This window comes from Paenibacillus sp. CR_12 (genome assembly GCF_041953985.1).
GTDB lineage: Bacteria > Bacillota > Bacilli > Paenibacillales > Paenibacillaceae > Paenibacillus_AQ > Paenibacillus_AQ lautus_A.
On record NZ_JAVFHO010000004.1, the window covers coordinates 211,167 to 238,166 of the forward strand.

23 protein-coding genes and 1 pseudogene are annotated in these 27,000 nt (G+C 54.7%); 6 read left to right on the plus strand and 18 right to left on the minus strand.

What is annotated here, in order from left to right:
- Nucleotides 1-59 precede the first annotated feature (59 nt).
- The 11 genes from RB297_RS16620 to rpmG form a co-directional block, all read right to left on the minus strand.
- Complete coding sequence (locus RB297_RS16620) at nt 60-707, minus strand: response regulator transcription factor (RefSeq protein WP_009592555.1); 648 nt, start codon at nt 705-707, stop codon at nt 60-62.
- On the minus strand, nt 704-1,780 hold the full coding sequence (locus tag RB297_RS16625) for a sensor histidine kinase (protein ID WP_375120979.1): 1,077 nt from the start codon (nt 1,778-1,780) through the stop codon (nt 704-706). The genes RB297_RS16620 and RB297_RS16625 overlap by 4 nt, the downstream gene beginning before the upstream one ends.
- Nucleotides 1,777-2,241 (minus strand): GAF domain-containing protein, encoded by a 465-nt coding sequence (locus tag RB297_RS16630; protein WP_375120980.1) that lies wholly within the window; start codon nt 2,239-2,241, stop codon nt 1,777-1,779. The genes RB297_RS16625 and RB297_RS16630 overlap by 4 nt, the downstream gene beginning before the upstream one ends.
- 52 nt (nt 2,242-2,293) lie before the next feature.
- Nucleotides 2,294-2,986: a respiratory nitrate reductase subunit gamma gene (narI, locus tag RB297_RS16635; protein WP_009592621.1), complete on the minus strand. Its 693-nt coding sequence runs from the start codon at nt 2,984-2,986 to the stop codon at nt 2,294-2,296.
- Nucleotides 2,973-3,551: a nitrate reductase molybdenum cofactor assembly chaperone gene (gene narJ / locus RB297_RS16640; RefSeq protein ID WP_375120981.1), complete on the minus strand. Its 579-nt coding sequence runs from the start codon at nt 3,549-3,551 to the stop codon at nt 2,973-2,975. The genes narI and narJ overlap by 14 nt, the downstream gene beginning before the upstream one ends.
- Nucleotides 3,544-5,079 (minus strand): nitrate reductase subunit beta, encoded by a 1,536-nt coding sequence (gene narH / locus RB297_RS16645; protein WP_096773160.1) that lies wholly within the window; start codon nt 5,077-5,079, stop codon nt 3,544-3,546. The genes narJ and narH overlap by 8 nt, the downstream gene beginning before the upstream one ends.
- Complete coding sequence (locus RB297_RS16650; protein ID WP_375120982.1) at nt 5,069-8,743, minus strand: nitrate reductase subunit alpha; 3,675 nt, start codon at nt 8,741-8,743, stop codon at nt 5,069-5,071. Before RB297_RS16650 ends, narH begins: the two co-directional genes overlap by 11 nt.
- 259 nt (nt 8,744-9,002) lie before the next feature.
- On the minus strand, nt 9,003-9,977 hold the full coding sequence (locus RB297_RS16655) for a Gfo/Idh/MocA family protein (RefSeq protein WP_375120983.1): 975 nt from the start codon (nt 9,975-9,977) through the stop codon (nt 9,003-9,005).
- A gap of 555 nt (nt 9,978-10,532) precedes the next feature.
- On the minus strand, nt 10,533-11,426 hold the full coding sequence (locus RB297_RS16660) for an alpha/beta hydrolase fold domain-containing protein (RefSeq protein ID WP_375120984.1): 894 nt from the start codon (nt 11,424-11,426) through the stop codon (nt 10,533-10,535).
- 196 nt (nt 11,427-11,622) lie between these two features.
- Complete coding sequence (locus RB297_RS16665) at nt 11,623-12,096, minus strand: hypothetical protein (RefSeq protein ID WP_096773156.1); 474 nt, start codon at nt 12,094-12,096, stop codon at nt 11,623-11,625.
- A 112-nt stretch (nt 12,097-12,208) separates the two neighbouring features.
- Nucleotides 12,209-12,358 (minus strand): 50S ribosomal protein L33, encoded by a 150-nt coding sequence (gene rpmG, locus RB297_RS16670; protein WP_009592608.1) that lies wholly within the window; start codon nt 12,356-12,358, stop codon nt 12,209-12,211.
- Between the two features lie 292 nt (nt 12,359-12,650).
- Between rpmG and pdxR the strand changes: the two genes are divergently transcribed.
- Entirely contained in the window at nt 12,651-14,087 is a 1,437-nt protein-coding gene (gene pdxR, locus RB297_RS16675) for a MocR-like pyridoxine biosynthesis transcription factor PdxR (protein WP_375120985.1), read from the plus strand.
- A gap of 254 nt (nt 14,088-14,341) precedes the next feature.
- Here the strand turns inward: pdxR and RB297_RS16680 are convergent.
- Both RB297_RS16680 and RB297_RS16685 read right to left on the minus strand, forming a co-directional pair.
- A pseudogene (locus RB297_RS16680) lies at nt 14,342-14,482 on the minus strand (transcriptional regulator); the annotation flags it as partial.
- A gap of 65 nt (nt 14,483-14,547) precedes the next feature.
- On the minus strand, nt 14,548-16,137 hold the full coding sequence (locus RB297_RS16685) for a sensor domain-containing diguanylate cyclase (protein WP_375120986.1): 1,590 nt from the start codon (nt 16,135-16,137) through the stop codon (nt 14,548-14,550).
- Between the two features lie 191 nt (nt 16,138-16,328).
- Between RB297_RS16685 and RB297_RS16690 the strand changes: the two genes are divergently transcribed.
- The 4 genes from RB297_RS16690 (at nt 16,329) to RB297_RS16705 (ending at nt 19,068) form a co-directional block, all read left to right on the plus strand.
- Nucleotides 16,329-16,691, plus strand: coding sequence for a YhjD family protein (locus RB297_RS16690; protein WP_096773149.1), 363 nt, complete (start codon nt 16,329-16,331; stop codon nt 16,689-16,691).
- An 11-nt stretch (nt 16,692-16,702) separates the two neighbouring features.
- Complete coding sequence (locus RB297_RS16695) at nt 16,703-17,968, plus strand: DNA polymerase IV (protein ID WP_375120987.1); 1,266 nt, start codon at nt 16,703-16,705, stop codon at nt 17,966-17,968.
- A complete protein-coding gene (locus tag RB297_RS16700) occupies nt 17,965-18,297 on the plus strand; it encodes a YolD-like family protein (RefSeq protein WP_096773147.1) in 333 nt (110 codons plus the stop codon). The genes RB297_RS16695 and RB297_RS16700 overlap by 4 nt, the downstream gene beginning before the upstream one ends.
- Nucleotides 18,298-18,438: 141 nt before the next feature.
- Nucleotides 18,439-19,068 carry a putative glycolipid-binding domain-containing protein gene (locus RB297_RS16705; protein ID WP_375120988.1) on the plus strand — a complete coding sequence of 210 codons (630 nt, stop codon included), beginning with the start codon at nt 18,439-18,441 and terminating at the stop codon, nt 19,066-19,068.
- A gap of 180 nt (nt 19,069-19,248) precedes the next feature.
- On the opposite strand, the gene RB297_RS16710 is transcribed toward RB297_RS16705, so the two are convergent.
- On the minus strand, nt 19,249-20,550 hold the full coding sequence (locus RB297_RS16710) for an NCS2 family permease (RefSeq protein WP_277748494.1): 1,302 nt from the start codon (nt 20,548-20,550) through the stop codon (nt 19,249-19,251).
- A gap of 184 nt (nt 20,551-20,734) precedes the next feature.
- On the opposite strand from RB297_RS16710, the gene RB297_RS16715 reads away from it, so the two are divergent.
- Nucleotides 20,735-21,442 carry an SOS response-associated peptidase gene (locus tag RB297_RS16715; protein ID WP_090912905.1) on the plus strand — a complete coding sequence of 236 codons (708 nt, stop codon included), beginning with the start codon at nt 20,735-20,737 and terminating at the stop codon, nt 21,440-21,442.
- Nucleotides 21,443-21,670: 228 nt separating this feature from the next.
- Here RB297_RS16715 and RB297_RS16720 read toward each other — a convergent pair whose 3' ends face one another.
- The 4 genes from RB297_RS16720 to RB297_RS16735 form a co-directional block, all read right to left on the minus strand.
- Nucleotides 21,671-21,958, minus strand: coding sequence for a stage VI sporulation protein F (locus RB297_RS16720; protein ID WP_009592565.1), 288 nt, complete (start codon nt 21,956-21,958; stop codon nt 21,671-21,673).
- An 86-nt stretch (nt 21,959-22,044) separates the two neighbouring features.
- On the minus strand, nt 22,045-24,096 hold the full coding sequence (gene recG / locus RB297_RS16725; protein WP_375120989.1) for an ATP-dependent DNA helicase RecG: 2,052 nt from the start codon (nt 24,094-24,096) through the stop codon (nt 22,045-22,047).
- Between the two features lie 14 nt (nt 24,097-24,110).
- On the minus strand, nt 24,111-24,968 hold the full coding sequence (locus RB297_RS16730; RefSeq protein WP_375120990.1) for a DegV family protein: 858 nt from the start codon (nt 24,966-24,968) through the stop codon (nt 24,111-24,113).
- A 158-nt stretch (nt 24,969-25,126) separates the two neighbouring features.
- Nucleotides 25,127-26,905, minus strand: coding sequence for a DAK2 domain-containing protein (locus tag RB297_RS16735; RefSeq protein ID WP_036672418.1), 1,779 nt, complete (start codon nt 26,903-26,905; stop codon nt 25,127-25,129).
- Between the last annotated feature and the right edge of the window lie 95 nt (nt 26,906-27,000).

Consider the following 27,000-nt stretch of genomic DNA (forward strand, 5'->3'; position numbering starts at 1 on the left):
GAATCTCTCCGGGGAACTTCCCTATTCCTTACCGCAATCACCCTGCTTATGCGCCATAATTAAAAATCCAGCAGTTTTTTCTTCAGCGCATATTCCACTAACTCCGGGCGGCTCTTCAATTTCAGCTTTTCCATGATTTTGGCCTTGTGCGCTTCCACCGTTTTGACCGATACAAATAGTTTTTCCGCGATTTCCTTGTTGCCATAGCCCTTCGCGATCAGCGGCAGGATTTCAATCTCCCGTTGGGACAGACTGTTGAACGGATCCTGCTCCGCGCTCTCGCTGTCTTTCTTGATAAATTCCCGGACCAGGGACGTGGCCATCTGGGGGTGGATGTAGGTTCCTCCCTTATGGACCATGCGGATGGCCGAAATCAATTCATCATCCGGCGCATTTTTGAGCACGTAACCCGAAGCTCCGTTCTTCAAAACATGGAACAGGTAATCGTCATCGTCATACATGGTCAGGATCAAAATTTTCGTTTCCGGAAATTCGCTGCTGATCTTGCCTGTGGCAATCAATCCGCTCTCGCCGGGAGGCATGCTTAAATCCATCAACAGCACATGCGGCCGGTGCTTGGCCACCATGGCGTATGCCTCGATGCCGTCTGCCGCCGTCGCGACGACCTCCATATCCTCTTGGTAATTCAGAATCATGGAAAATCCGCTGCGGACCACGGCATGATCATCCGCGATCACAATTTTCATGTTCCCCTCACCTCCGCCTTGCCGCTGCTCGTAAGCGGGATCTTCAGCTGAACCGTCGTCCCGCCGGGAGCGGAAACCAAAGTAAACTGGCCACCGACGAGCTCAGCGCGTTCGCGCATTCCGTACAGCCCGAGTCCGGTTCCCTTGGCTTCGTCAATGATCATGTTAAATCCGGCGCCATCGTCCCGGACGGTTAACTGAAGGCAGCCGTTCTCCTCGCATAATCGGACATGAACCTCGTCCGTTCCCGAATATTTCAAGGCATTTAACACCGCTTCCTGGCAAACCCGGTACACCACCGTTTCAATCTCGCTGCCATAGCGGGCCGCCGCCAATTCGGCAGAGAATTCAACCAGCATGCCGTAATTCTTCCCGATCCATTTGAAATGGGAGCGGAAGGCAGCCTCCAGCCCCAAATCATCGAGGGAAGCGGGCCGGAGCTCGACCGACAAATGCCGGATATCATCCAGCAGCCTCGTTAAAGACGCCTCGGTCTGGTGCAGCTTCTTGAGCACATCCTCGCCCACATTCATATATTTAACGACGCGCAGGTCGACCAGCGAGCTTAAGAGCTCCTGAGCCACGCTATCGTGCAGCTCGCGCGAGATCCGCTTGCGCTCGTCCTCCTGTGCCTTGATGACGTATTTCAGCATATTCGTCCGCTGCAGCATTTCCTGCGTTTTCTGCTGCTTCGTCAGATCGAGGAGCATCATCACCCGGATGCCGCGGGCTTCATCGATGGTATGGTAACTGGCCGCATAAGGAACAATTCCTTCGGACCGCGTCTTCAGATAGACTTGGAACGACGAGAATTCTCCATCCGGATAATCCAGATAGCATTTGGAGCAGGAGATGAGATCCTGTTCGTCGGTGTACCCTTCGCAGGTCTGGCAGAAGGACCCGTCCTGTCCAGAGTGCATCCTCTCGATCACTTCAATGTCAAGGATATTCTCCGCAGCCGGATTCATCGCGACCACGCTGCCGTCCTCGTCCATAAAAAAAATGGCCTCCATGCTGTTCTGATACATGTTTCTCAGCAATTCGCTCAGATGCTCATCCGTCATTTGAATCACGGCCGTGATACCTCCTTGGCATAAAAAGCGCCAAATTCCTTTCCTATACCTTCCTGAAAAGACGCAAAGGCCTTGTGATCCAGCATGTTCTCCTTACGATATCCCACAAGCAAAACCCCCATGACGCGCGTGCCTTCCCACAGCGGTATGGCACCGAGGCTCTTCAGTTGCTCTGCAACGATAATCGGATAATTATACAAGTCCCTTGATTCAATATCCGCATTCACATTCGGGATCAGCATCGGTTTCCCGGTCTTAAACACCATGCCGGCGATGCCCTTGCCGGAATGCAGCACGATGCGCTTGTACCTCTCGTTGATGTTTCCCGAGGCATACTGCCAGGTCAATACAAATCGGTCTTCAGCCGGCTGCACCAATGCCATGGACACGAAATCGAAATGAAACCGGGTCCGAAGCTTATCCATTTCACGTTGGTAATCATAGATCGGCTGATTCTTCATCCCCATTACTCCTCTGACGTAGAAAAGAAGGCTAAAGAAGCCTTCTCTCGTCCTACGACTCAAATTTGCGGTGCTTTCTATACAGGATATATCTTCTGCCCACATAATTCAACGGAACACTCCACACATGAACCAGACGGGTAAACGGCCACAAACCGAAAATACCAAATCCCGCAAGAATGTGAATTTTGAACGACAGCGGCACATCCTCCATCAGCGAAGCCTCCGGTCGGAACATAAACAGTCCGCGGAACCAGACCGAGACCGTTTCCCGATAATTGAATTCCGGCTGCACCGCGTTTGTGACCAGCGTGCTGTACATCCCCATGAAGACGATAAACAGCAGGAGGACATTGACCACCATATCGGAAGCGGTGCTGAGTTTTCGGACATTTCGGATGGCAAACCGTCTGGCGGTCAACAAGATCATGCCCCCCAGCGTTAAAAAGCCGAACGCGCTTCCGATATACACCGCGCCGATATGGTACATATGGTCGCTGACGCCGAGCGACTCCATCCAGGATTGGGGGATGGCCAGGCCGGCCACGTGTCCCCCGATAACCGGAATGATGCCAAGATGGAACATGAGGCTGCCCAGCTTGAGATGTTTTTTCTCGATAAACTCGCTGGATTTTGCCGTCCAGTTAAACTGGTCCGTACGATAACGGTAAATATGACCGACGATAAATACAACGATGCATACATAGGGGAAAATGACCCACAAAAATTGATCAATCATGTTCATGAGCGGCAGCCTCCTGACTGAGACACGCCTTGAACGTGTCGCGAAGCCCTTGAACGAGATAAGCATACGGGCTGTTATACTTCTCCAAGGCTTTCAGCAGATGATAGGTGCCGTCTTCCATGACGGCCATCATCAAATTCAGGCTCTCCGCAGCTTCCTTCTCGCGGCCCTGCCAGGGCCCCGCGTACAAAAACTCGCACATCAGCGGAAGATAATCCGACAATTCCGAGCCTTCGATGCCAAGGCCAAACATCTCGTACGTCTCCTTAAGCCTGGCGAGCATCTGCCCGCGTTCCCGGCCGTCCTCGAATTTGTAATAGGTCATATACAATGTGGATTTCGCCTGAAAGTCGAAGGTCTGGACATACAGCTCTTCAATCTCCTCCATGCTGTATTCATGCATGATCGTCCAATACGTTCTGACGGATTCATAGGCCGGATCGGCGGAGTCAAGCAGCTCCTCCATGACGGACGGATGGAAATCCAGCTTTTCCGGATACGTGAGCTGCTGAGCAAAAAAACCGAAAACATGTTTACAATCATGCAGCTTTCCGAGATTAATCACGCCAGATCCCTCCATAGAAATTTTCTTCGTACAGCTCCTTGCCGGTTTTGCCCTGCAGACCTTCCGGACCGCAGCCGCCGCAGCTCGCGCCGAATCCTTCAGAGCCCTGGGAACGGTAGACATCCATATGGCTTTCTTTATGGGAAGTCGGAACAACGAACCGGTCATCGTATTTCGCGATGGCAAGAAGCCGGTACATCTGCTTCATTTGATGGGCAGTCAGGCCGACCCGTGCCAGACGAGTCTCATCAAACTCGGCCCCCGACGATTGTGCGCGCATATAAGAACGCATCATCGCCATTCTTTGCAGGGCTTCCTTCACCGTGACCGTGTCGCCTGCCGTGAGCAGATTCGCGAGGTACTGGATCGGCGTGCGCATCTCCTCGATCGCCGGGAAAATCATGTCCGGATTCTCGATGGAATCCCTGCCTTCAAAATAGTTCATGATCGGGCTGAGCGGCGGCACGTACCATACCATCGGCAGCGTCCGGTACTCCGGATGAAGCGGGAAGGCCAGCTTGTATTCGATGGCGAGCTTATAGACCGGGGAGTTTTGGGCCGCCTCGATCCATTCCTCGGACAGTCCGTCTTTGCGCGCCTGCTCGATCACCGCCGGATCATGCGGATCAAGGAACAGGCTGCATTGCGCCTGATACAGATCCTTCTCATCCGGCGTGGAGGCTGCTTCCTGTACGCGGTCCGCGTCATAGAGCAGCACGCCCAAGTAACGGATACGGCCTGTGCAGGTTTCGGAGCATACCGTTGGCAGACCGGCTTCGATTCTGGGGAAACAGAAGGTGCATTTCTCGGCCTTGTTCGTTTTCCAGTTGAAGTACACCTTTTTGTAAGGACAGCCGGTCATGCAGTACCGCCAGCCGCGGCAGGCCTCCTGGTCCACCAGCACGATGCCGTCCTCGTCCCGTTTGTACATCGCACCCGACGGACAGGACGCCACGCAGCTTGGATTCAGGCAGTGCTCGCACAGGCGGGGCAAATACATCATGAACGCCTGCTCAAAGTTGAATTTGATCTCTTCCTCGATCTTTTCGATATTCGGATCCTTCGGACCGGTCACGTGGGCGCCCGCCAGATCGTCTTCCCAGTTCGGGCCCCATTCCAGATTCATCGTTTCGCCGGTCACGGCCGATTTCGGACGGGCCACCGGCTGATGTTTCTTCTCCCCGGCATTCGTCAGATGTTCATAGTTATACGTCCAGGGCTCATAGTAATCTTTCATTTCCGGCATATCCGGATTGTAGAAAATTTTGCCGAGCGCGATTTTGGACAGCTTGCTGCCGGATTTCAGCTGCAGCTTGCCCTTTTTCAGCGTCCAGCCTCCCTTGTATTTCTCCTGGTCTTCCCAGCGGATCGGGTAGCCGACGCCCGGCTTCGTTTCCACGTTGTTGAACCACATGTATTCCGCGCCCGGACGGTTCGTCCAGGTGCTCTTGCAGGTGACGCTGCACGTATGGCAGCCGATGCATTTATCCAGATTCATGACCATGGCGACCTGCGCTTTAATCTTCAAGCCAATCCACCTCTTTCATTTTGCGGACAGCCACGTACACATCCCGCTGGTTGCCGATCGGTCCGTAGTAGTTGAATCCATAGCTGAGCTGGGCGTAGCCCCCGACCATCTGGGTCGGCTTCACATGGATTCTCGTCGGCGCGTTGTGGCTGCCGCCGCGATCCTTCGTGATTTCCGAGCCCGGCACGTTGATGTGTTTGTCCTGCGCGTGATACATGTACATCGTGCCTTTCGGCATCCGGTGGCTGACGACGGCGCGGGCGGTGACGACCCCGTTGCGGTTGTATACTTCCAGCCAGTCGTTGTCCTGGATGTCGTTTGCCGCCGCGTCGTCATTGTTGATCCATACCGTCGGGCCGCCGCGGAACAGCGTCAGCATGTGCAGGTTATCCTGATACGTGCTGTGAATGTTCCATTTGCCGTGCGGCGTCAAATAGCGGAGCACCAGCGTATCCTTGCCCCCGGTAATCTGCTTGTCGCGCGGGCCGAACACCATCGGCGGAAGCGTCGGTTTATACACCGGCAGCGCTTCGCCGAACTGCAGGAAGATTTCGTGGTCGATATAAAAATGCTGCCTGCCGGTCAGCGTGCGGAACGGCACGAGCCGCTCGATGTTCGTCGTGAACGGCGAGTATCTTCTTCCCATTTTGTTCGAGCCGCTGAACACCGGCGTCGGAATGACTTCCCGCGGCTGGGCCGTGATGCTCTGGAACGTGATGCGCTCCGCCGCGCGGTCCGCGGAAATATCCTTCAGCTGCACGCCGGTATCCTGCTCCGCCGATTCCCATGCCCGCTGCGCTACTCTTCCATTCGTAGCCGAAGACAGATTCAGAATGGCATCCGCCGCATGTCTTGCGGTATGAAGCTTCGGCAGGCCATTTTTGATGGAGTCGTCATAATAAGTTCCGTTCAAGCGCTTCAGCTCTTCATACTCCTCGGCGACCGAGAAGCTGACGCCGTGCGCCCCGACTTTGCCTGTGGCCAGATTCGGCCCGAGCGTCACATATTTATCGTAAATTTTGGTATAATCGCGTTCGACCACCGTCAGGTTCGGCATCGTTTTGCCCGGAACCGCTTCGATCTCGCCCTTGCGCCAATCCTTCACCTCACCGTACGGCTGGGCGATCTCGCTTGCCGAGTCATGGGCCAGCGGGCTTGTCACAAGATCCTTGTATACGCCTGGCAGATGCGTTTTGGCCATGTCCGAGAAGACTTCAGCGATCGTTCTGTAAATATCCCAGTCCGAACGCGATTCCCAGAGCGGATCCACCGCCGGGTTGAACGGATGGACGAAGGGATGCATGTCGGTGGAGGATAAGTCGGTTTTCTCGTACCAGGTCGCTGCCGGCAGCACCACATCGGCATACATCGGCGTCGAGGTCATCCGGAAATCGAGCGCGACCAGCAGATCCAGCTTGCCTTCCACGTCCTCGCGCCACACCATTTCCTCCGGCTTATCCTCTTCGTTCGGCGTCGAGAGCAGGCTGTCCGAAGCGCCAAGCAAATGCTTCATGAAGTATTCCTGCCCTTTGGCCGAGCTTGAGATCAGGTTCGAGCGCCATACGAACAGCGATCGCGGGAAGTTTTCCGGCGCACCCGGATCTTCGGCCGCAAATTTGGTATCCCCTGACACGATTTGTTCAAGCGTGTGCTTCACGATGTCTTCATTGCTCGTTTTCCCCTGCAGCGCCGCTTCCTGGGCAAACGTCAGGCTGTTCTTGTTGAATTGCGGATAGGACGGAAGCCAGCCGAGCCTGGCGGCAAGAACGTTGTAATCTGCCGGATGCCGGTACCGGATCTCCCCGCCCGTCGGCGATTTCAGGGAATCGGCCCCCATTTCTTCGTATTTCCACTGGTCGGTCGCAAAATAGAAGAACGAAGTGGCATTTTGCTGCCGCGGCGGTCCCTGCCAGTCTTTGGCGAAGGCAACCGTGGACCAGCCCTCGATCGGACGGCATTTCTCCTGCCCCACGTAATGTGCCCAGCCGCCGCCGTTCACGCCCTGGGAAGCCGTCAGAATGACCAGGTTCAGAATGGAGCGGTAGATCGTGTCGCTGTTGAACCAGTGGTTAATGCCCGCACCCATGATGATCATGGAGCGGCCGCCGGTATCCAGCGAATTCTGCGCGAATTCTCGGGCGATTTGAACGACGACCGAAGCCTTCACGCCGGTAATGTTCTCCTGCCAGGCCGGGGTGTAGTCGAATTCGGCATCTTCATATCCCGAAGCCGCAAGTCCGCTCTCCGCTTGCCCTATCCCATATTGGCTCAGCATCAGATCGTATACCGTGGCGGCGAGACGCTCGGTTCCGTCGGCCAGCTGAATTTTCTTCGCCGGAATTTGGCGTTTGAAGGTGCCGTTGGCCCGGTTATCAAAGAACGGGAAAAGGATCGTCTGCCGCTCCGCTCCCTGGGACTCCACGGAAAGCGCCGGTGCAATGACCGACCCGTCTTCGCGTTCCAGAATCAGGTTCCATTTCTTGTCCTGCTCCCAGCGCTGGCCTATCGTACCGTTCGGAACGATGATATCATTCGTGTTCTCGTCGATAATCACCGGCTTCCACTCGGCATGCTGCGAGGCATCGCCCAAATCGCCTGCCCGCAGGAAGCGGCCGGCCTTGTACCCCCCCTCAAACTCATCCAGGAGAATCAGGAAAGGCATATCGGTATATTGTTTCGCATAATTCAGGAACATCGGCTCCTGACGCTCATGATAGAACTCCTTCAAAATGACATGCGTCATGGCCTGTGCAATCGCCGCATCGGTCCCGGGGTTCGGGGCCAGCCAGTTGTCGGCGAATTTGACATTCTCGGCATAGTCCGGCGCGACCGACACGACCTTGGTCCCTTTGTATCGCACTTCCGTCATGAAATGGGCGTCCGGCGTACGCGTTAACGGCACGTTCGAACCCCACATGATCAGGTAGCCCGCATTGTACCAGTCGCTCGATTCCGGCACGTCGGTCTGCTCTCCCCAAATTTGCGGGGAAGCCGGCGGCAGGTCGGCATACCAGTCGTAAAAACTGAGCATTTCGCCGCCCAGCAGGGAGATGAACCTTGCCCCCGAAGCGTAGCTGATCATGGACATCGCTGGAATCGGCGTGAAGCCGGCGATGCGGTCCGGGCCGTACTTGCGGATCGTATAGATTAACTGGGCGGCGATCAGCTTCGTGGCTTCCTGCCAAGATACACGAACGTGACCGCCCTTTCCCCGTGCTTGTTTATAGGATTTGGATTTCGCCGGATCTTCGACGATGCTGGCCCAAGCGGCAATCGGATCGCCGTGCTCGTTCAATGCCTCTTTCCACATATGCCACAGCCGGCCGCGCATGTAAGGGTATTTCACCCGCAGCGGACTGTATTCATACCAGGAGAAAGACGCCCCGCGCGGACATCCCCGCGGTTCGAATTCCGGCATATCCGGCCCGCAGGAAGGATAATCGATCTGCTGGTTTTCCCAGGTGATGATCCCGTTCTTTACGAACACTTTCCAGCTGCAGGAGCCTGTACAGTTCACGCCGTGAGTGGTCCGCACCACTTTGTCGTGCGACCAGCGCTTGCGGTACATATCCTCCCATTCCCTGCTTTTTTCCTCCAGAACGGACCAATTGCCAGAGTAGCTTTCCATTCTCTTGAAGAACTTCAGCCCCGACTTTCGTCTCATAGGACACTTCAACTCCTTCTGTTTGAATGACAATGATTGGGGAATCAATGTGCCGTTCTTCGTATAGCTTCATTATGAGCGGCCTCACCCTCGGTTCCTATTAGGGAAACTCCTATATTCCTTCGAGAATTCCCTTGGTTAACGTCAGGCGGCGATCCGAGCACGGATCGTCTTGCGAAACGAAAAAAAGGTGTCCCGCAAGATCTGATGATCTTGCGGGACACCTTGGGATTCTGTTGCGACCGCTGGATGTTTAGGATCATTCCCCGATCTTCACCGGGACCCCCGTTTCGGCCGACTGCAAAGCAGCAAAGGTAATTTCCATGGTTTTAAACGCATCCTCGTAGGAGGATAAGATTCCGGAGGCATCGCCGGTGCGAACCGCATGGATGAACGCTTCGTTCTCCCGAAGATACGGATTAGCCGCATTGCGGTATTCCGTCGTTCTTCCTTTTTCCTTGACGATGAGTTTATCGGATTGAATGCCGATGACCCCCTGCTCCGTATAAATATCCAAGCCAGCCCGATCCGACTCCGGCAGCATGCAGGTATTGGAGATCGTTGCCACGGCGCCGGATTTTAATTTCAGCGTCGCAGTGCCCACGTCGTGTACCGTTACCCCCTCATGAACATCCTTCATCGCTCGATGGGCAAAAGCCGCATACACTTCATCCGCTTCGCCCAGCAGACAGCGAAGGAGGTCAACCATATGGGTGGTTTGCTCAATGAATTGCCCTCCCGAGCCTTCCTGCTGTCTCCACCAGTACACCTGCGGCATGTCTCCCAACCAGTAGCCAAGCGCCATCCCGATCTTCCGGCCTTCCAGCAGCTCGGCGGCCTTGATGGCCGCATCCGTATAACGGAAATGATACCCTGCAGACGTAATTAAACCGGCCTTCTTCACCTCATGCAGAATCTGCCGTGGCGCATCCAGGTTCGTGCCCAGCGGCTTCTCGACCAGAAAAGGAATGCCCCGCTCCGCCACCTGGGCTTCGATCTCTCCGTGCGCAAACGGCGGAACGCAGATATAAACCGCATCGGGCTTGGTTGCATCCAGCATCTGCTCAACGTTGCTGTACGCCTTGGCGCCAGCATAGCCCCGCGCCGCTTGTTCCGCTTTCTCCTGACTCGTCCCGACAAAGGCGGCAACGTTCACTCCGTCCATGTTGGACACAATATCTGCATGCACTCTGCTGAACCAGCCTGTACCGATCATTCCTATGTTGAATGCCATCCGATCCTAAAACCTCCCCTTCCATTAGAGACGATGCCCTGTTCTTCTTCATTATCATAGTACCGGAAAAGCCCGGCAAGCATCATGTTTCGTCGGCCTTGTCCTCAATTCCTTTATTTGAATAAAAAAAGCCCGCTCTTCGGTCATGGACCGGGAGCGGACTCAGCCTATCTGAAAATCATCCATATCACAATAAACGCTATTAACGAAACAAGATAAATGATGAGCAGCTTCGTGAGATTGGTTCTCGTTTTCCGCTCATAGTTCGGGTTTGCCTTCTTATTCTCCTGAGATAATCCTACTAGAAGCGTTGATATTCCTCCAATTAATGCCAGCGCGATGACGATAATATACATAACCAACCACAAACAACCCCATTCGATTATTCATTATATACAATCTATTATAGAACCTGAGGCTTCAGGATCAACCTATATCATCATGAAATGGTCGTTTCTGCCTCATTATAATGAACAATCGGCCGATGCACACCATCCAATTGAGCGACAGTTGTGACCATCCAATTGGATGGCGGGTCACCCTCCATTTCGGCTTTCAACCTTCGCGCGCCGTCCATTGATGCAGCCGTTCCAGTGCCTCATCGGCTTCAGGCATCGGAAACAGAGGCCACACATGCATCATGTTCTCGTATTCCCAGTACTCGGTATCGACGTCTTCCCGGGCCATCTTATCGCGCAGCAGGCGAGCGTCCGGCAGCAGGGAATCGTCGGTTCCTGCGAGAATGACCGTGCGGGGAAGGCTTCCCATCTCGCCAAACAGAGGACTGACCGCAGGATGGTCCATCGGAAGGCCTCCTGCATACATCCTTCCTACCGCTCCGAGCCCGGCCGGCTGGAGAAAGACGTCGCGCTGCGGGATGCCGAGCGCGGATATCTGCGGATTGTCCGTGGCTGCATCCACCCATGGCGAGATCAGAATCAGCCCCTGTGCCTGCAGCGGCGTCTCCTTGACCGACTGGGCCATGTCGAGAGCCAGCGCGCCGCCGGCCGAATCGCCCATAAGAAGTACCGGGCTCCCGGCCTGGGCGCATACGTGCACGTAAAACTCGCGCATCAGTCCCGTCAGCGTTTTCGCATCGGCAGCCGGAACGGTGGGGTAATTGGGTAGGATGACGGTGAAACCGGTTCGTTTCGTCCACTGCCTGGCAAACGCGAAGTGGGGCGGCAGAATCTCTTCGATATAGGCTCCGCCGTGCAAATAAACGACGGTCCCCCGTTCCTTCGTGCCATGCGATACATAATAATTCATGCTTACGCCCGATCCGCTATGGAAACGGCGGGTCTCAAATCCTTCCTGTTCCTCGGACAACGCAGGATATGGAGGCAATGTTTCGATATACTGCCGAATCGTTCCGGCATGTTCCCATTTATGATGAAATCCCTCGGCGGTCAGCTGCTCTTTTACAGCCGTACTCTCTTTACTCGGCATATGGTTTTCTCCCCTTTGCTGGACGTTATCGATATAGGGCAGGCTGGTGCATGTCCTGCTTCAATATATCACCGCACGCGGCACGGCCGCTGTGGCAATTGATACAGAAGCGTTAACCAATGGGGTAGTCCGAGACTAAGCTGCTCAAGGCTCTGAGCCGGCAAAACGATGATACCCTATGTAAAAGCCCCGCATGCTACCGGGCTGAATCGCTCAGTAATTGATCCGCGCTGCGCTGCAGAAGAAGGCAGAAGGACCGGTTATGTCCGATAAAAAACGACGATACGTCATAGCGATGACGGGCTGGCTCATAAGTAATCAGAGCGCGATGCTTCATATTTTCGATAAGTATGTCAGCGAACCGCTCCGCTGGACCCTTTGCGAAAAAGGTTAGGTAGGCGTACAGGGAATGATCCACGGGCTCATCGAGAGGGCTTACGCCCGCGCAGGAAAACTCGGTCTCCAAGCCCGCCTGCTGCAGCGACATCAATATCGGATACAATTGCTCGTCGACAGGGGCATTGCCGAACAACCGCGTGCGTTTGGGCTGTTTGCGTACCTTGGGTCTGTTGATCCACTCGTTTAGCTCCTGCCTTCTCCGTCTCCACTGTTCCGGGGTATGTGCGCTCAGGAGCATCTCTCCGCCGGAATCCTGTCGTTCCTGGTTCATCCCGTCCATCCCCCTCATTGACATGGTCTCTTGCTGTTACTTTTAGTGTAGTCCCATTTCGTTTGAAGTCAAATAAGCCGGACGGCTGGTCCGGCTTGCGTTAAAGCATGCGCTAACGGGTTTCCCGATGCAGCGTCACCCGCTTCAAACGCGGACAATATTTGCGCAATTCCATCCGCTCCGGGTGATTTCGTTTATTTTTGGTCGTTGTATAGTTACGGTCCCCCGTTTCCGTGCATGCCAATGTTATGGTCACTCGCATATTCAGCACCTCCTGCCTTTTGTTTAAATCGTAATAATTACGATTAATTAAAATATACTTTATTCCCGTTTTTATGTTTTGTCAAGAAATCGGAGCAACTTACAGCCGCATTTCGGGAAGTCGGTCATGTTGCCCGTCCAACTCGCAGTCCGATATCCCGTCCATATTGAAGGGATGGCTCAAGATTTGTCATCGTAATGATGAAATTATGAAAAGCCTTTATTTAGGCTAAATGATATGATTAAGGTTACAGACAGAAACCGCCTGAATATGTCACGAAAGGATGAGGAAGGTGTGGAAGCCGGATCGTAACAGCACACGACCTCTATATCAGCAAATTGCCGATGATCTGGAGCAAAGAATATCTTATGGTGAGTTTCCACCGGGCAGCTTACTCCCATCCGAACGAAAGCTTGCGGAGCAGTTAGGGGTTAATCGAAGCACCGTGGTTCTGGCTTACTCGGAGCTTCGGGCGCTTGGAATCATAGAGAGCCGTTCCGGAAGCGGAACGCGGGTCAGCAACTCCAAATGGGGAGCCACGCCCAAGCATACGCCGAACTGGCGCCGCTATGCGGAGGGAGGGAATTTCCTGCCGAATCTCCCTTTTCTTCGCCGGATTCGGGAAGCGCTGGCGCATGATCCCTCATTGATCGATTTTGCCAGCGGAGAGCTTGCCGGCGATTTGGCGCCGATCCAAGAAATGAATACGTTAATGAGTCAAAAATCGAACACGTCCTATTTCGGATATGACAACCCGCAGGGATATGGTCCGCTCCGGCAGGCTTTGGTTACGTATCTGAAAAAATACCGGGGGATCCAGACCACCGAATCCTCCATATTGATCACGTCGGGGTCTCAGCAGTCGCTGTATCTCATTACGCAGTGCTTGTTGTCGCCAGGCGATGCGGTGGCCATTGAAGATCCGTCGTACTGCTATTCGCTGCCGATGTTTCAATCGGCCGGCCTTCGCCTGTTCAGACTCCCTGTCGATGAACGAGGGGTGCGGCCGGAGGACATCCGCTCCCTGTACAAGAAACACCGGATCAAGATGATCTTCATTAATCCGAATTTTCAGAATCCGACCGGCACCGTCATGGCTCAGGAGCGAAGGTCGCAGCTGCTGGATGCAGCCAGTGAACTTGGACTTCCCATCGTGGAGGACGATCCCTTCAGTTTGACCGCCTACCAGTGCCCGCCGCCGGCTCCTTTGAAATCCGTGGATTCCATCGGGTCGGTGCTTTACATCGGGTCACTCTCGAAAATAGCCGCGTCCGGCCTTCGCGTAGGCTGGATGGTCGCCCCGAATTCCATCGTCGAGCGGCTCGCAGACGCCAGGCAGCAGATGGATTTCGGGCTGAGCGTGGTGCCCCAAAGCCTTGCCGTCCAGTTTATCGACTCTTCCTATTTTGCTCCCCACCTGGACAGGCTGCGAGCGAGCTTGCTGTACAAGCGGGATTTACTGATCGAGGCCCTGCAGAAAGAGCTGCAAGGCCTGGTTCATTTCCATGTGCCGGAGGGCGGCCTGCATCTCTGGTGCAAGATCGTGCCGGTAGTGAACGACAGCAAGCTGCTGGAGGCCGCCATTCAAAAAGGCGTTATTTTCGCGCCGGGAAGCGTGTACGGTTCGGCTTCCGGATATGTGCGATTCACTTACGCCCGTGCCAGGGCCGAGGATATCCCTTCCGGAATCTCCAAGTTCGCCCAAGCCCTGCACGCCGCCATTCAATAGGGCAGCACCGGGAGCGGTGCCCCCTGCCCTTTAGCAGGAAAAAGGTTAGCTTTCGGAAAGCTAACCTTTTTTCATGTTTTCTTTTGCCCTCTCCTCTTATCCTGATCATTTACAATAACGTCAACCCGATATATATAAACCCAAGAGGGTAATCTCGATGGACAATCTCTTGAACGAAGGGCGGTTCCGTTCAGACAGGAGGCTTCCATTCTTGTTTGACCTCCTTTTAATCCATCCATTTTTTGATATTTTAGTTAAAAATATCCTGCCTTTGAATTCGGATAAAAAACGCGGCAAAGCTTTTCGGATAACAGCCCTTTGACTTCCTCATCGTTAAGCTCATAGTAATTCCATTTTCCGATGCGTTCGATCAAAATAATATTTGCATCCAGCATGCTCGGAATCACACCCCGATATACAAAAAAAGAGATCCGGTTCACCAAAGCGGCCAGGATGTCTCTCATGCCGATAATCCCGCCGCCACCGTGCGGTTGCGTCCTTCCCCCTTCGCCCGGTACAACGCCATATCCGCCGCTTGAAATACATCCTCCCGGTTTCCCCCGTGCTCCGGATACAGCGATACGCCGATCGATACGGTGAGCGTTCCGGAATAAGGGGTCGGGGAAATCAGGATCGCCCTGCGTATCCGTTCGGCCATACGGTATGCCGTATCCAGGCTGCGTTCGCGAAGAAGAATGACAAACTCTTCCCCGCCAAAGCGGGAGCATACCGCATCCGCGGGAGCGCAATCCACCATGACGGCTGCCACGAGCTTCAGGATCTGATCGCCGGTTTGATGGCCGTATGTATCGTTTATCGCTTTGAAATGGTCGATGTCCAGGAGAATAACGGCATACGGCTCCCCGAGCGCATCCCAAGACTCAAGACAGCGTTCCAGTTCCCGGCGATTGGACAGCCCCGTCAATGGATCCGTGATGGCCTCCTGCTGCAGCGACTGGGTCTGCTTGGCCATCGTTTCCGCAGCGGCTCCCATGATCCGGTTCAACTGGTCGGCTTCCCGGTTCCAATGCGGCCGGAATTCCTGGGAAGACACCGTTTGGCCGGCTGCTACCGATTTCGTTAATTTATAGAGCCGGGTAAACGGGGCGGCAATTCTTGCGGCCGTATATACGGCAATGAACAGCATGAGCGCGATGGGAAACAGCATGCTTCTCAGCTGGTCCTGCAAATTTCCATTGACATCGGCCAGGATGGAGCTTACCGACGTCTGCATGACGATCCCCCAGCCATTCATCGCCACGCTGGCATAACCCGTCAAGTAATCGTCGCCCTGCGTATTCGTCACGCGTTGCATGCCGCTCTCGCCATCCATGAGCCGTCTCACGACCACGTTGGAACTCACGTCCTCCCCGACCCGGCTTTCCTCCAGATGATAGAGCACCTTCCCGCCGGAATCCACGATATAGGAATAGGAGTCCTCTTCATTCCCCGCACCGGATCCGAGGATCCGATGCAATATATTGTTTTCTTCCAGATAAATCGTGCCTGCTATCATGCCGTAATACTTGCCGGATCCGTCAAAAATCGGCTCGCTCGCAAACACGATCCAGCGGCCGGTCGGACTCCTATACGGTACCGAAAGATAGGATTTTCTCTCGTTTAATGCTTGAACGGCCCCCTCCGTTATTAATCGGGCATGGTTTACCTGATTCCCCGCAGGAGAAACAACCCGAATGCTCCCCCTTTCGTCGGCCCAAAATACGGAATTGAAGTAAGGGCTGCTCTGGAGCATAAGATCAAAAATGACCTGCAGCTCCTTTTCGTCGGATGCCGCTCTTGCCTCAATGGCCGGGTTGCTTGCGGCGGCGCGCAGACTTTGGCGCATCCCCGAGAAAAGCGCCTCTATGGTAACCGCCATTTTTTGCGCCGATGATAAATTCAGCGACATGGTCGTGTCGTACAGGGACCGTTTCTCGTTTTTATACTGGATGTAGACCATGATCGACATCGTCATCAGGATGGATAATGAAACCAATGCAGGCATGACCATCGCAAGACTGATTTTGAGGCGTCGTTTGGGTATGTTCATGGAGGCTGTACCCCTACTCTTATGAAATTTTTTCCGGATGAATACACGATCTTTTCATATTACTTCACAAACGTTTTGGAGTCCATATAGGGAATGCCGCATCATGCTCTGTATTTACCAGTTGCATAACGAACGTATGTTCGTTATATAATAGTGAGGAGCATATGAAGAACGATGAGGAGGCATCAGGCATGTCTGCGTCTCCGCTGCAAACCGAGGAAGAGCTGCTGTCCGTCAAGGACTGCGTCATTTTGCCGATTTTGCTGGACGTGCTGGAACGGGATATCCGCAGCATGAAGCATACCGGCATAAGCGACTATTACGTGCTCCATCTGCAGACCATTCAGAAGATTACGTTCGCGAAGCTCGCCGAGCTCAAGAGAAGCTGCCGCGCACGCGGCATCGCCATTCTGGAAACCCGGCGCCAGAAGCACTCCGTCACCATCCGCTACCGATGTCGCGGCTACCAGCATGACATGGAGCTGATGTGGGATTTTGTGAGGGCCGATATTCAAATGCGTCTGGCTGAAACATTTCACATTCGTCTCGAATAGGAGGAATCATCATGCATAAACGCAAGCAGCGCGTCGTTTTTCTGGCGGACTGCCAGTCCTTTTATGCCTCTGTTGAAAAAGCGGCGAATCCCGCATACCAAAACAGACCCCTGGTCGTCTCCGGCGACCCTTCCCGGCGAAGCGGCATCATTCTCGCGGCATGCCCGCTTGCGAAGGATCACGGGGTCACCACGGCGGAGCCCCTGTGGCAGGCCCAGCAGAAATGCCCCGATCTGGTCGTGATGAAACCGCGCATGAGCGCCTATATCCGGGTATCCCTGCAGATCATGAGCATTCTCGAATCCTATTCCGATCTCGTGGAGCCGTTCAGCATTGATGAGCAATTCATCGATGTGACGGCAAGCTTGGCGCACTTTGGCTGCACGCCGAAGGAGCTCGCCCGGCATATTCAGATGCGGGTGCGGCGCGAGACCGGCGTCTATACCCGAGTCGGCATCGGACGCAACAAGGTTCTTGCCAAGCTGGCCTGCGACAATTTCGCCAAGAAGAATGAGGACGGCATCTTTGAGCTGAACGAGGCCACCATAGGCGCGCTCTGGGCCTGCCCCACCCATAAAATGTTCGGCGTGGGCTCGCGGACCACGAAGCATCTGGCACGGCTCGGCATCCAGACCATCGGGGAGCTGGCCCATACGCCGCTTCCCGATCTCAAATTCAAAATGAAGCGCTACATGAAAAAAAACTGCGACATCTGGAGCGAAGTGCTGTGGCGAACCGCCAACGGTTATGATGATTCCCCAGTGACGCCCGATGCATTCGACGGGCAAAAAGGAATCGGCCGGCAGACCACGCTTCCCGTCGATTATCACGACCAGCAGGACATCGATGTCGTGCTGAACGAGCTCTCCATGCTCATCTGCCAGCGGGCGCGGGCCAAAGGCTACATGGGCAACGTGGTCCACGCCGGCGCCCAGGGCGCCGATTTCGACCGGCCGGTGGGGTTCTCCCGCCAAATGAAGATTGCCGAGCCGACGCATCTGTCCCGTGAAGTGTATGCGGCTGCCAAGGAGCTGTTCCGCAAGCACTGGGACGGCGGCCCTGTCCGCAAAATCTGGGTCTCCCTCGGAGAACTGCAGAGTGACGCCGTTTACCAGCTGTCTCTCTTCGGCGACCGGGAGCGGCTCATGTATTTGGAACATACCATGGACGATATCAACAACCAATATGGTCCCTCCTCCGTTTACTTCGGCTCATCGCTAACCAAAACCAGCCAGCTGAAATTTCTGAACGCCAAGATCGGAGGACACTACAAATGAAAAAACTAACGGGAAACGGTCTATGGGAATCCAGCCGCATGATGCTGTTTGAGCATCGCGACGCCATTTTGGAGAAGCAGGGCGAGAAGCATAAGCAGGCCCACCCTCTTCTGGATGAGCAGCAGATGCAGTGGATTATAGAAAAGATCAGCACGGCTTACCGGAGCAAGGAAACCATACAGCTGCAAGTATACGGGGAGTACGGAAATTACGCGGTAAACGGAAGGATCTCCCGAATCAATACCCTGAACGAGCGGTTGCTTGTCGGGGATACTTGGATTAATCTGGTAGATATACTGGAGGTTGAAACGGCGGAGACGTGTGATTGACTGCCGCGGGCATCCATATCCGCGCCTTGGCCGCGCCGCCGTCTTACCCATGCCGGATCCCCTGCCTGCTGCCCTCTCGGATCATCGGAGCCAGGGGATACGGCCAATTCGTTACATTATGGATCAAGGATGGGATCACGTTTGAACAACAATATGCACGCTGAACAAAACCTGCAGTCCATCGGACAAAAAAACGCAAGCTCCGGCCAGTCCGGCCAGCTTCTGCAATCGCTGCTATGGAACCGGCACGATCTTCCTTCGCTGGAGCATGGCCGGCTCTATCGGCATCACGATGGATTTACGCTCACCGGAACGGTCGTAGCCAGCCTGGAAGGCCGGACTCTCCACTGTTCCTACGAGGTCGCAACCACAAGCAGCTGGGAGACCCGGAAAGTCCGGATTACGCTCTCAAGCGGCACGGAAGAACAGTCCCTTCACCTGGAACGGGATGATGAGGGCCGCTGGTGGAACGGCGATACCGAGCTCACGGCCTTTGCCGGCATGACCGACATCGATCTCGGAATCACCCCGTCCACCAACACGCTCCCGATCCGCCGCCTGCAGCTGGAGCCCGGGGAGAGCGCAACCATGACGGCCGTATGGATTCAATTCCCGAGTCTAACCGTCGCTCCCCTCCCCCAACGATACACGCGGACGGGCGAATGCGCCTACCGTTACGAGAGCAACCACGGAGCGTATCAAGCCGATTTGGGGGTTGACGACCACGGCCTTGTCACAACGTACGCGGACGTATGGAGCCAGACTCGCTGATCCCCGCCCATCCCCGGCTGTCAGTGTTCCCCCTTGCCGCGGCAGCATCAGCCGGGAAACCGTTATAACGTCGCCTGATCCGCAACAAGGGATATACCCGCCATACGGTCGTCCGCCAAGCCAAAAAATCCCCTGCCGGGTCTGCTCTAAAGACCTTGCAGGGGATTTCCGCGCTCCTTATCAATGCGGAACAAAAACGAGCTGCAGCACGAACAGCACGGCAAAAATATACATCAGCGGATGAACCGCCTTCCACTTGCCCTTCACGATTTTCATGAGCGGGTATGAAATAAAACCGAGCGCAATCCCAGTTGCGATGCTAGACGTAAGCGGCATGGTCAAAATCACGAGAAACGCAGGGAACGCTTCATCAAAATCATTCCACCGGATGTGCTGAACGTTGCTCAGCATCAGACAGCCCACCACGATAAGCGACGGTGCCGTGATGGCGGACAATCCGGCAACCGCGCCGATCAGCGGGCTAAAGAAGGCCGCAACCACGAACAGCCCGGCAACGACCACCGAGGTTAAGCCTGTGCGGCCGCCTGCGCCGACACCGGCTGCGGATTCGATATACGCCGTGGTCGGGCTTGTGCCGACCATGGAGCCGGCCACGGTTGCCACCGAATCGGAGAACATGGCACGTTCCGCGCGGGGCAGCTTGTTATCCTTCATCAGCCCCGCCTGCTCTGCCACGCCAACGACCGTGCCCGTGGTATCGAACAGCGTTACAAGCAGGAACGAGAACACCACGGCATAGAGCCCGTGCCTGATCACATCCGAGGCCGCCGTAATGGGGTTCCATACCAGAATGCCTTCCGGCAGCGTGGGAACGGACATAATCCCGCCGGTAAAGGACAGCATATCGGCAAAATAAGCGATAATTCCGGTGATGATCATGCCAATGAACAAGGCGCCCTTCACATCGCGGGACAGCAGCACGAGCGTAACCGCCAAGCCCACCAAGGCGAGCACGACCGATGGCTGGTGCAAATCGCCGAGCGCTACCAGATTATCCGGATGCGCGGTGATAATGCCGCTCATCCGCAGACCGATAAAAGCAATGAACAGGCCGATCCCGACCGTGATCGCATGCTTCAGGTTCGCCGGGATCATCTCAATTAACCTGCGCCGCAGGGAAGTCATCGATAACAGCAGAAACAGAATACCGGCGATAAAAACGGCGGAAAAGGCTTCAATATAACCAAGTCCGGCATGCCCTTGGACAACGGAATACGTAAAATAAGCATTCAGCCCCATCCCCGGCGCCACGGCAATCGGGTAGCGGGCTACGAGCCCCATGAGCAGCGTACCGATGACGGCGGCAATAATCGTAGCCGTGAAGCTTTGTTCAAACGGCACGCCCGCTTGCGACAGTATCAGCGGATTCACCACGGTCACATAAGCCATCGTAAAAAACGTCGTGGTCCCGGCAACAACTTCGGTCTTGACCGAGGTGCCGTTAGCTTTTAAATCAAACACGAAAAATCCTCCATTCATGATGCTCGGCCCGGCTGAGCGCCGGACCCTTTTGGTAAGTTGTGCAATATTTGATATACTCAAACACAAACGAGCCGTCATCCTTATATGGCCATTCCGTCGGGAATGCCAGCATAAGTCGATGTTCTGATCTAAAGCGGCTCGAATGAGAGGAGGCCTTGAAACGATGTGCGGACGTTTTACGCTCACCGTTACTTGGGAAGAGCTGATGACCAGGTATCTCATTGATCCCGAATCGGTCTCTCCCTTTCACGTTCCCAGGTACAACATCGCGCCTACGCAGATGGTCACGGCCATTATCCATGACGGGAGCACCAACCGGATCGGGCAGCTGCAATGGGGGCTTGTCCCTTCCTGGGCCAAGGATTCCTCGGGCGGAGCCAAAATGATCAATGCCCGCAGTGAAACGCTGGAAGACAAGCCTGCCTATAGGATGCCCTTTTATCGGAAAAGATGCCTGATTCCTGCAGACGGTTTTTACGAATGGCAGAAAAGCGGCAATGGCAAGCAGCCCTTTCGCATTGGATTGAAGAACGGCGAAATATTCAGCATGGCCGGCCTGTACGACACCTGGATCACCCCAGGGGGCGAGAAGCTGAGCACCTGTACCGTCATTACGACCGAGCCCAACAGGCTCATGGAGCCGATCCATAACCGGATGCCGGTCATTCTAAGACCCGCTGACGAAGCGCTATGGCTTGAACGGCAGCCGTCCTCCCATACCCATGGGAACCACCCTTCCCACCTGCAATCGCTCAAGGAGCTGTTGAAACCCTATCCCGCGGAAGAAATGCAGGCAGTGCCGGTAAGCACAACCGTAAACTCCGTCAAGAACGACACGGAAGATTGCATCCGCTCCATTACGGGCAGCTAGATATTCCGAAAAGGTTGGGATTTCTCTTCGACTGTCGCGCTTTTTCACAGCATACCGGCTTCACCGCTGCCGGTTAGACCACAATAGCGAGGGACTCCTCTAAACGGGAATCCGCCTAAGATCGCCTCATCCCTGTTCAAGCCATGTCAAAAGCCCCTGCTCATTAGGAGAAAACACTCCCGAGAGGGGCTTCTTCTATGCTTGTCATTCCTTGATGTCATCCAGTTGTTAACGAAACATTCCCCACAGCTTGATCAAATGGAAGGTGTTGTTCGGATCGATGCGCTGTGCAAGCACGAATTGAACCATTTGCTGCTCCTGTGCGGAGCTCAGCTTTTCATTCAAGATGCCGCTGGCCGTCCGGATCAATTGATGTACTTTTGCGCTATTTTGAAGATCCGCTTTGGTCAAGCCCTGAGTCAGTCCCTTGATTCTTTCCTTGATGGCCGGGTTTTTCATTTTTAGCTTGATACGCTCCACCAGCTGCGGACTAATGCCATACTGCTGATAACCCAATGTTGAAGCACCTCCAGTCATAAATGCTGCTACCCTTTTTGAGTATATGACGAAGGTCTGTCCATTGTGCCAACAGATTCATGCCATTAATCCATGATATCGCCCTGGAAGATCTTCTCCTGCTGCAAAAAGTCGCGCAGCGGCTCATATTCCGGCGACGTCCAGAAGGAGCTGTCGCTAACGAGAGCCGCCGCGTCGCCCCGGGCCTCTTCGACTACCTTGAAATCGGCGACCATGTCGGCCAGCCGGAACTCCGGCAGCCCGCTCTGCTTCGTACCGAAAAAGTCGCCCGGTCCCCGAAGCTCCAGATCCCGCCGGGATACCTCGAAGCCGTCTTCGGTTTCCGTCATGACCTGCATCCGTTCCTGACCCACTTCCGACTTCGGATCAGCCACCAGGACACAATAGGAAGCATGCTGTCCACGGCCTACCCGGCCCCGAAGCTGGTGCAGCTGGGACAGGCCGAAGCGATCGGCGTCCATAATGATCATCAGGGTTGCGTTCGGCACGTCAACGCCAACCTCAACAACCGTCGTGGAGATCAGCAGCTGAACCTCATTGCTGTAGAATTGGCGCATGACCTCATCCTTCTCGGCCGGCGTCATGCGGCCGTGCAGAAGTCCGACGGAATATGCGGGGAACGCCTGCTGCATTTGAACATGCAGGTCAATCGCATTCTGGACGTCCAGCTTATCCGATTCCTCGATCAACGGGGCGATCAGATATGCCTGGCGTCCCTGACTTACTTCCCGGGAAATAAATCCGAGCACGCGGTCCATCAGTTCATGTTTGACCCAATAGGTCGTAATGGGAATGCGCCCTTTCGGACGCTCCGACAGCGTGGATACGTCCATGTCTCCGAAGGCGGTAATGGCCAGCGTCCGCGGGATCGGCGTCGCCGTCATCGTGAGCACGTCCGGATTATACCCTTTACGCCTTAGAACGCTTCGCTGATTCACGCCGAAGCGGTGCTGCTCGTCCGTCACGACGAGCCCCAGCTCCCGGAAGTAGACGTCATCCTGGATAAGGGCATGGGTACCCACGACGATGTCCGTCAGCCCCATCTGCAAGGAAGCCAGCAGGTCCTTCCGCTTCTTCCCCGTTACGCTGCCTGTCAGCAGACCGACCGTAATGCCGAAGGGTTCAAACAGCCTCTGCAGGGAACGCATATGCTGTTCGGCAAGAATCTCCGTCGGCACCATCAATGCGCCTTGGAAACCCGAGCGGACCGTCGTAAACAAGGCGATGGCGGCAACAATCGTTTTACCCGAGCCGACATCCCCTTGCAGCAAACGGTTCATGCAGTAAGGGGATCGCATATCATGCAAAATCTCCAGCTCCACCTTCTTCTGCGCATCGGTAAGCTCAAACGGGAAGCTGCGCACGAACTCCCGGATGGTTGCATTGTCGGCCGTATGTACCACCCCGTCCATCCGTCCCCGGTTCAGTGCCCGGAATGCCTGCATTTTTAACTGGAACAGGAAGAGCTCCTCGTACACCATGCGGCGCCGCCCTTCCTGACCTTCCCTGGAGTCGACAGGCTGATGGATCGTCATAATCGCCGCTTTACGGGGCATCAGATCATATTTTCGGAGCAGGGATTGCGGCAAAATCTCGGGAATCATCTCCCCGTATTGCTCCAATGCCTGTCCCATCGTTTTTCGGATCCAGGATTGCGTAATCTTTCCGCCGATGGAATACACCGGCTGCAGCGTTCCGCTCCGGAAGGCTCCTTTATCCGGGAATTCGGATTCGGACACCGTAAGCTGCATTCTGCGCTGGTCCCACTTGCCCGTCAGCACGATCTCCCGCCCAGCCGTAAGCTGGTCCTTCAGAAAATGCCGGTTAAACCAAGTCGCGGTGAACATCCAGTTTTCGGCCAGCATTTTGCAGGTTAATCGGGATTTGCGCCCGTAACGCTGCAGAACCGGCACGCTCGCAATCTTGGCTTGAATGGTGATTTTGTCCCCGTCCTTAACTTCGCTTAAGGACCGAAGCCGGTAATCCTCGTACCGGAAAGGGTAATACTCCAAAAGATCCTTGACCGTAGAGACGCCAAAGGCGTGAAGCTCCCCCTCTTTCAGGGCGCTCACGCCGTTGATCTGTCTGACGGATATTTGATCGAGTTTGAGACTCATATCATCTACCTCACTTAAGCAGGCCATATATATGCTGCAATGGTTCCCGGTCCGACGTGCGTACCGATAACCGGACCGATCTCGGAGAACACGGTTTCCTCGATCGTGAACACAGCGGACAGCTGCTGCAGAAAATCCTCAACCAGAGCAGGGTCAGCTGTATGACCCACAGCCACTTTAATATTTTTCACGCCGGATAGATCCTGTTGAAACAGCTCAATGATTTTGGCTGTCGCTTTCTTCCGACCCCGGACCTTGTCTACCGGAAAAATAATCCCTTCGCCGTCAATGGACAAAATCGGCTTAATGTTAAGCAGCGTACCGAGCACGGCCGACGCCTTGCCGATTCGTCCGCCCTTCTGCAAATATTCCAGCGTGTCTACCAAGAAGTAGAGGCGGCGCTTGGAACGAAGGTCCTCAAGCGATGAAAGAATATCCGAAACAGCGGCCCCTTCTTGCGCGAGCTTCGCTGCATGAACCACGAATAACCCGAAACCGTAGGAGGCCGATTTGGAATCCCATACGGTAATATCCGCTTCTCCTTCAATAAGAGAGGTTGCAAGCAGTGCGGACTGATACGTTCCGCTCAGGCCGGATGAGATGTGAATGGACACAATGGAGCAGCCTGGGTGCTGTTCCAGAATGGACTCATACACAGCCACAAAATCTGCGGGCGAAGGCTGGGAGGTCGTCGGAAGCTGAGGCGATTGCACCAGCTTTTGGTAGAACTCTCCCGGCGTGATTTCCACTCCGTCCAAAAACGTATCTTCCCCGAACATAAGTCTCAGCGGCACAATATGAATGTTGTGTTGCTTCGCCAGGTCTGCCGGAATATCCGCTGTGCTGTCTGTCACAATAACGGTCTTATTCACCGGAACCCCTCCTAAAAATGTACCATGCATAATATCAAAGCGTTATGAAAAAAAAACTCTATCGACGTACTTTCTCCGAAGACAGGCCGCATGCAGCGTAAGTTTTTCTACCGAGATAGGGAAGGAAAGCCTCTTGAGGAACCCGCCTATCTCTTATATCAAGACTCCACGGAGAACAGATAGGAATAGATCGGCTGTCCGCCGTAGTGTACTTCAACCTCCGCGTTAGGGTACTGCTCGCCCAGCCACTCCGTGAGTGCGCTGGTCGATTCCTCGGTTGCGTCAGCGCCGGTAAGCAGCGTTACGATTTCATCGCCGGATTCCAGCATTTTACCCAGCAAATCCTGGGATGTCGTGATCAGATCCTCGTTTGCTGCCACGATGTTGGAATTGCGGATACCGATGAACTGGCCAGCCTTGATCTCGAGATCATCAATTGTTGTGTCCCGCACGGCATAGGTGACCTGCCCCGATTGCACGCGAGTGATGGCATCCAGCATGTTGTCGGTATTCATATCCGCATTCTCGTCTTCCTGGAAAGCAAATGCTGCCGCGATTCCCTGCGGGATCGTCTTGCTCGGGATGACCGTTACGCTGCGCTCGCCTTCGAGAAGCTCTCTGGCCTGCTGGGCAGCAAGCACGATGTTGGAGTTGTTTGGCAGAATATAAATCTGCTGGGCCGAGATCGAAGAAATCGCATTGACGAAATCCTCGGTGCTCGGGTTCATCGTCTGTCCTCCGGAGAGAACGACGTCGACGCCCAGGCTCTTGAATATATCGGAAATGCCTTCCCCTGACGAAACCGCAATGAACCCGTACGGCGCGATCTCGTCTGCAGGAGGAACAGCCGGTGCTTCCGGCGTCACGGTCTCTGCCGGAATATCCGCAAACAGCTCGGGCATCGGCGCGATATCCATTCCGGTTGTCAGCAAGTCGCGGTGCTGCTCGCGCATATTCAAAATGTGAATCTGGGTGATCTCTCCATACATGAGGGCCAAATTCAACACTTCGCCCGGCGCCTTGGAATGGACATGCACTTTGATCGTCTCGTCATCGGCAATGACAATGATGGAATCACCGTTCACTGCAAGCGCTTTCCGGAACTTATCTTCATCAAAGTCCGCACTCGTTCCCTCTCCAAGCTGCCTATTAATAAAGAATTCCATGTCGTATAAAAATTCAATGTCCTCCGTGGACAGTCGGGATTGGGCCGAAGCCGGAGCTTGAACCGCCGAGAAATCAGGAACCGCATGATAGGCTGGTGCCGCGCTGCTCTGTTCTGCTTGTCCTTCCGCAGAAGCGAAGGAGCCGGACGCGCCGTCTTTCTTCAACGCTTGCAAGAAACCTTCGTAGATGTACACCAGGCCTTGCCCGCCCGAGTCCACAACGCCAACCTGCTTCAGCACGGGAAGCATATCCGGCGTCTGGGACAGCGTTTCTTTGGCTTTGGCCAGCACCTGCTCCATCAGCTCCACGATATCGTTGCTGCGGCGAGAGAAATAAACGGCATGTTTGGCCGCTTCTTTAGCTACGGTCAGGATGGTGCCTTCCACAGGCTTTACGACAGCTTTATACGCAGCTTCCACGCCTGTCTGCAGCGCTGCGGCAAATTGATGAGAATTAAGTTCTGTATAAGGTGCCGCATACCGGCTGAAACCACGGAACAACTGGGACAGGATCACCCCCGAGTTCCCTCTGGCTCCCATCAGAAGCCCCTTGGACAGCACACCGGCACTATGCCCGACGGACTCCGAGTACTTACTCTTCAGTTCTGCTACGCCTGCCGTCATCGTCAAATTCATGTTGGTCCCCGTGTCGCCGTCCGGCACCGGGAACACATTCAGGGAATTGACGTGTTCTGCATGCTGCTGCAGCTGCTCCGCTCCGGCAAGGACCATAGCGGTAAATTCTGTTCCATTCAAAGAACGCTTACTCAATGAGAATTCCCCTTCCTGGCTTGATACCCATAACACTTCTTGTCGTAAACTTCATATCTATTTCATAGCTTATAGCTGACGAAATGCCCAACCAG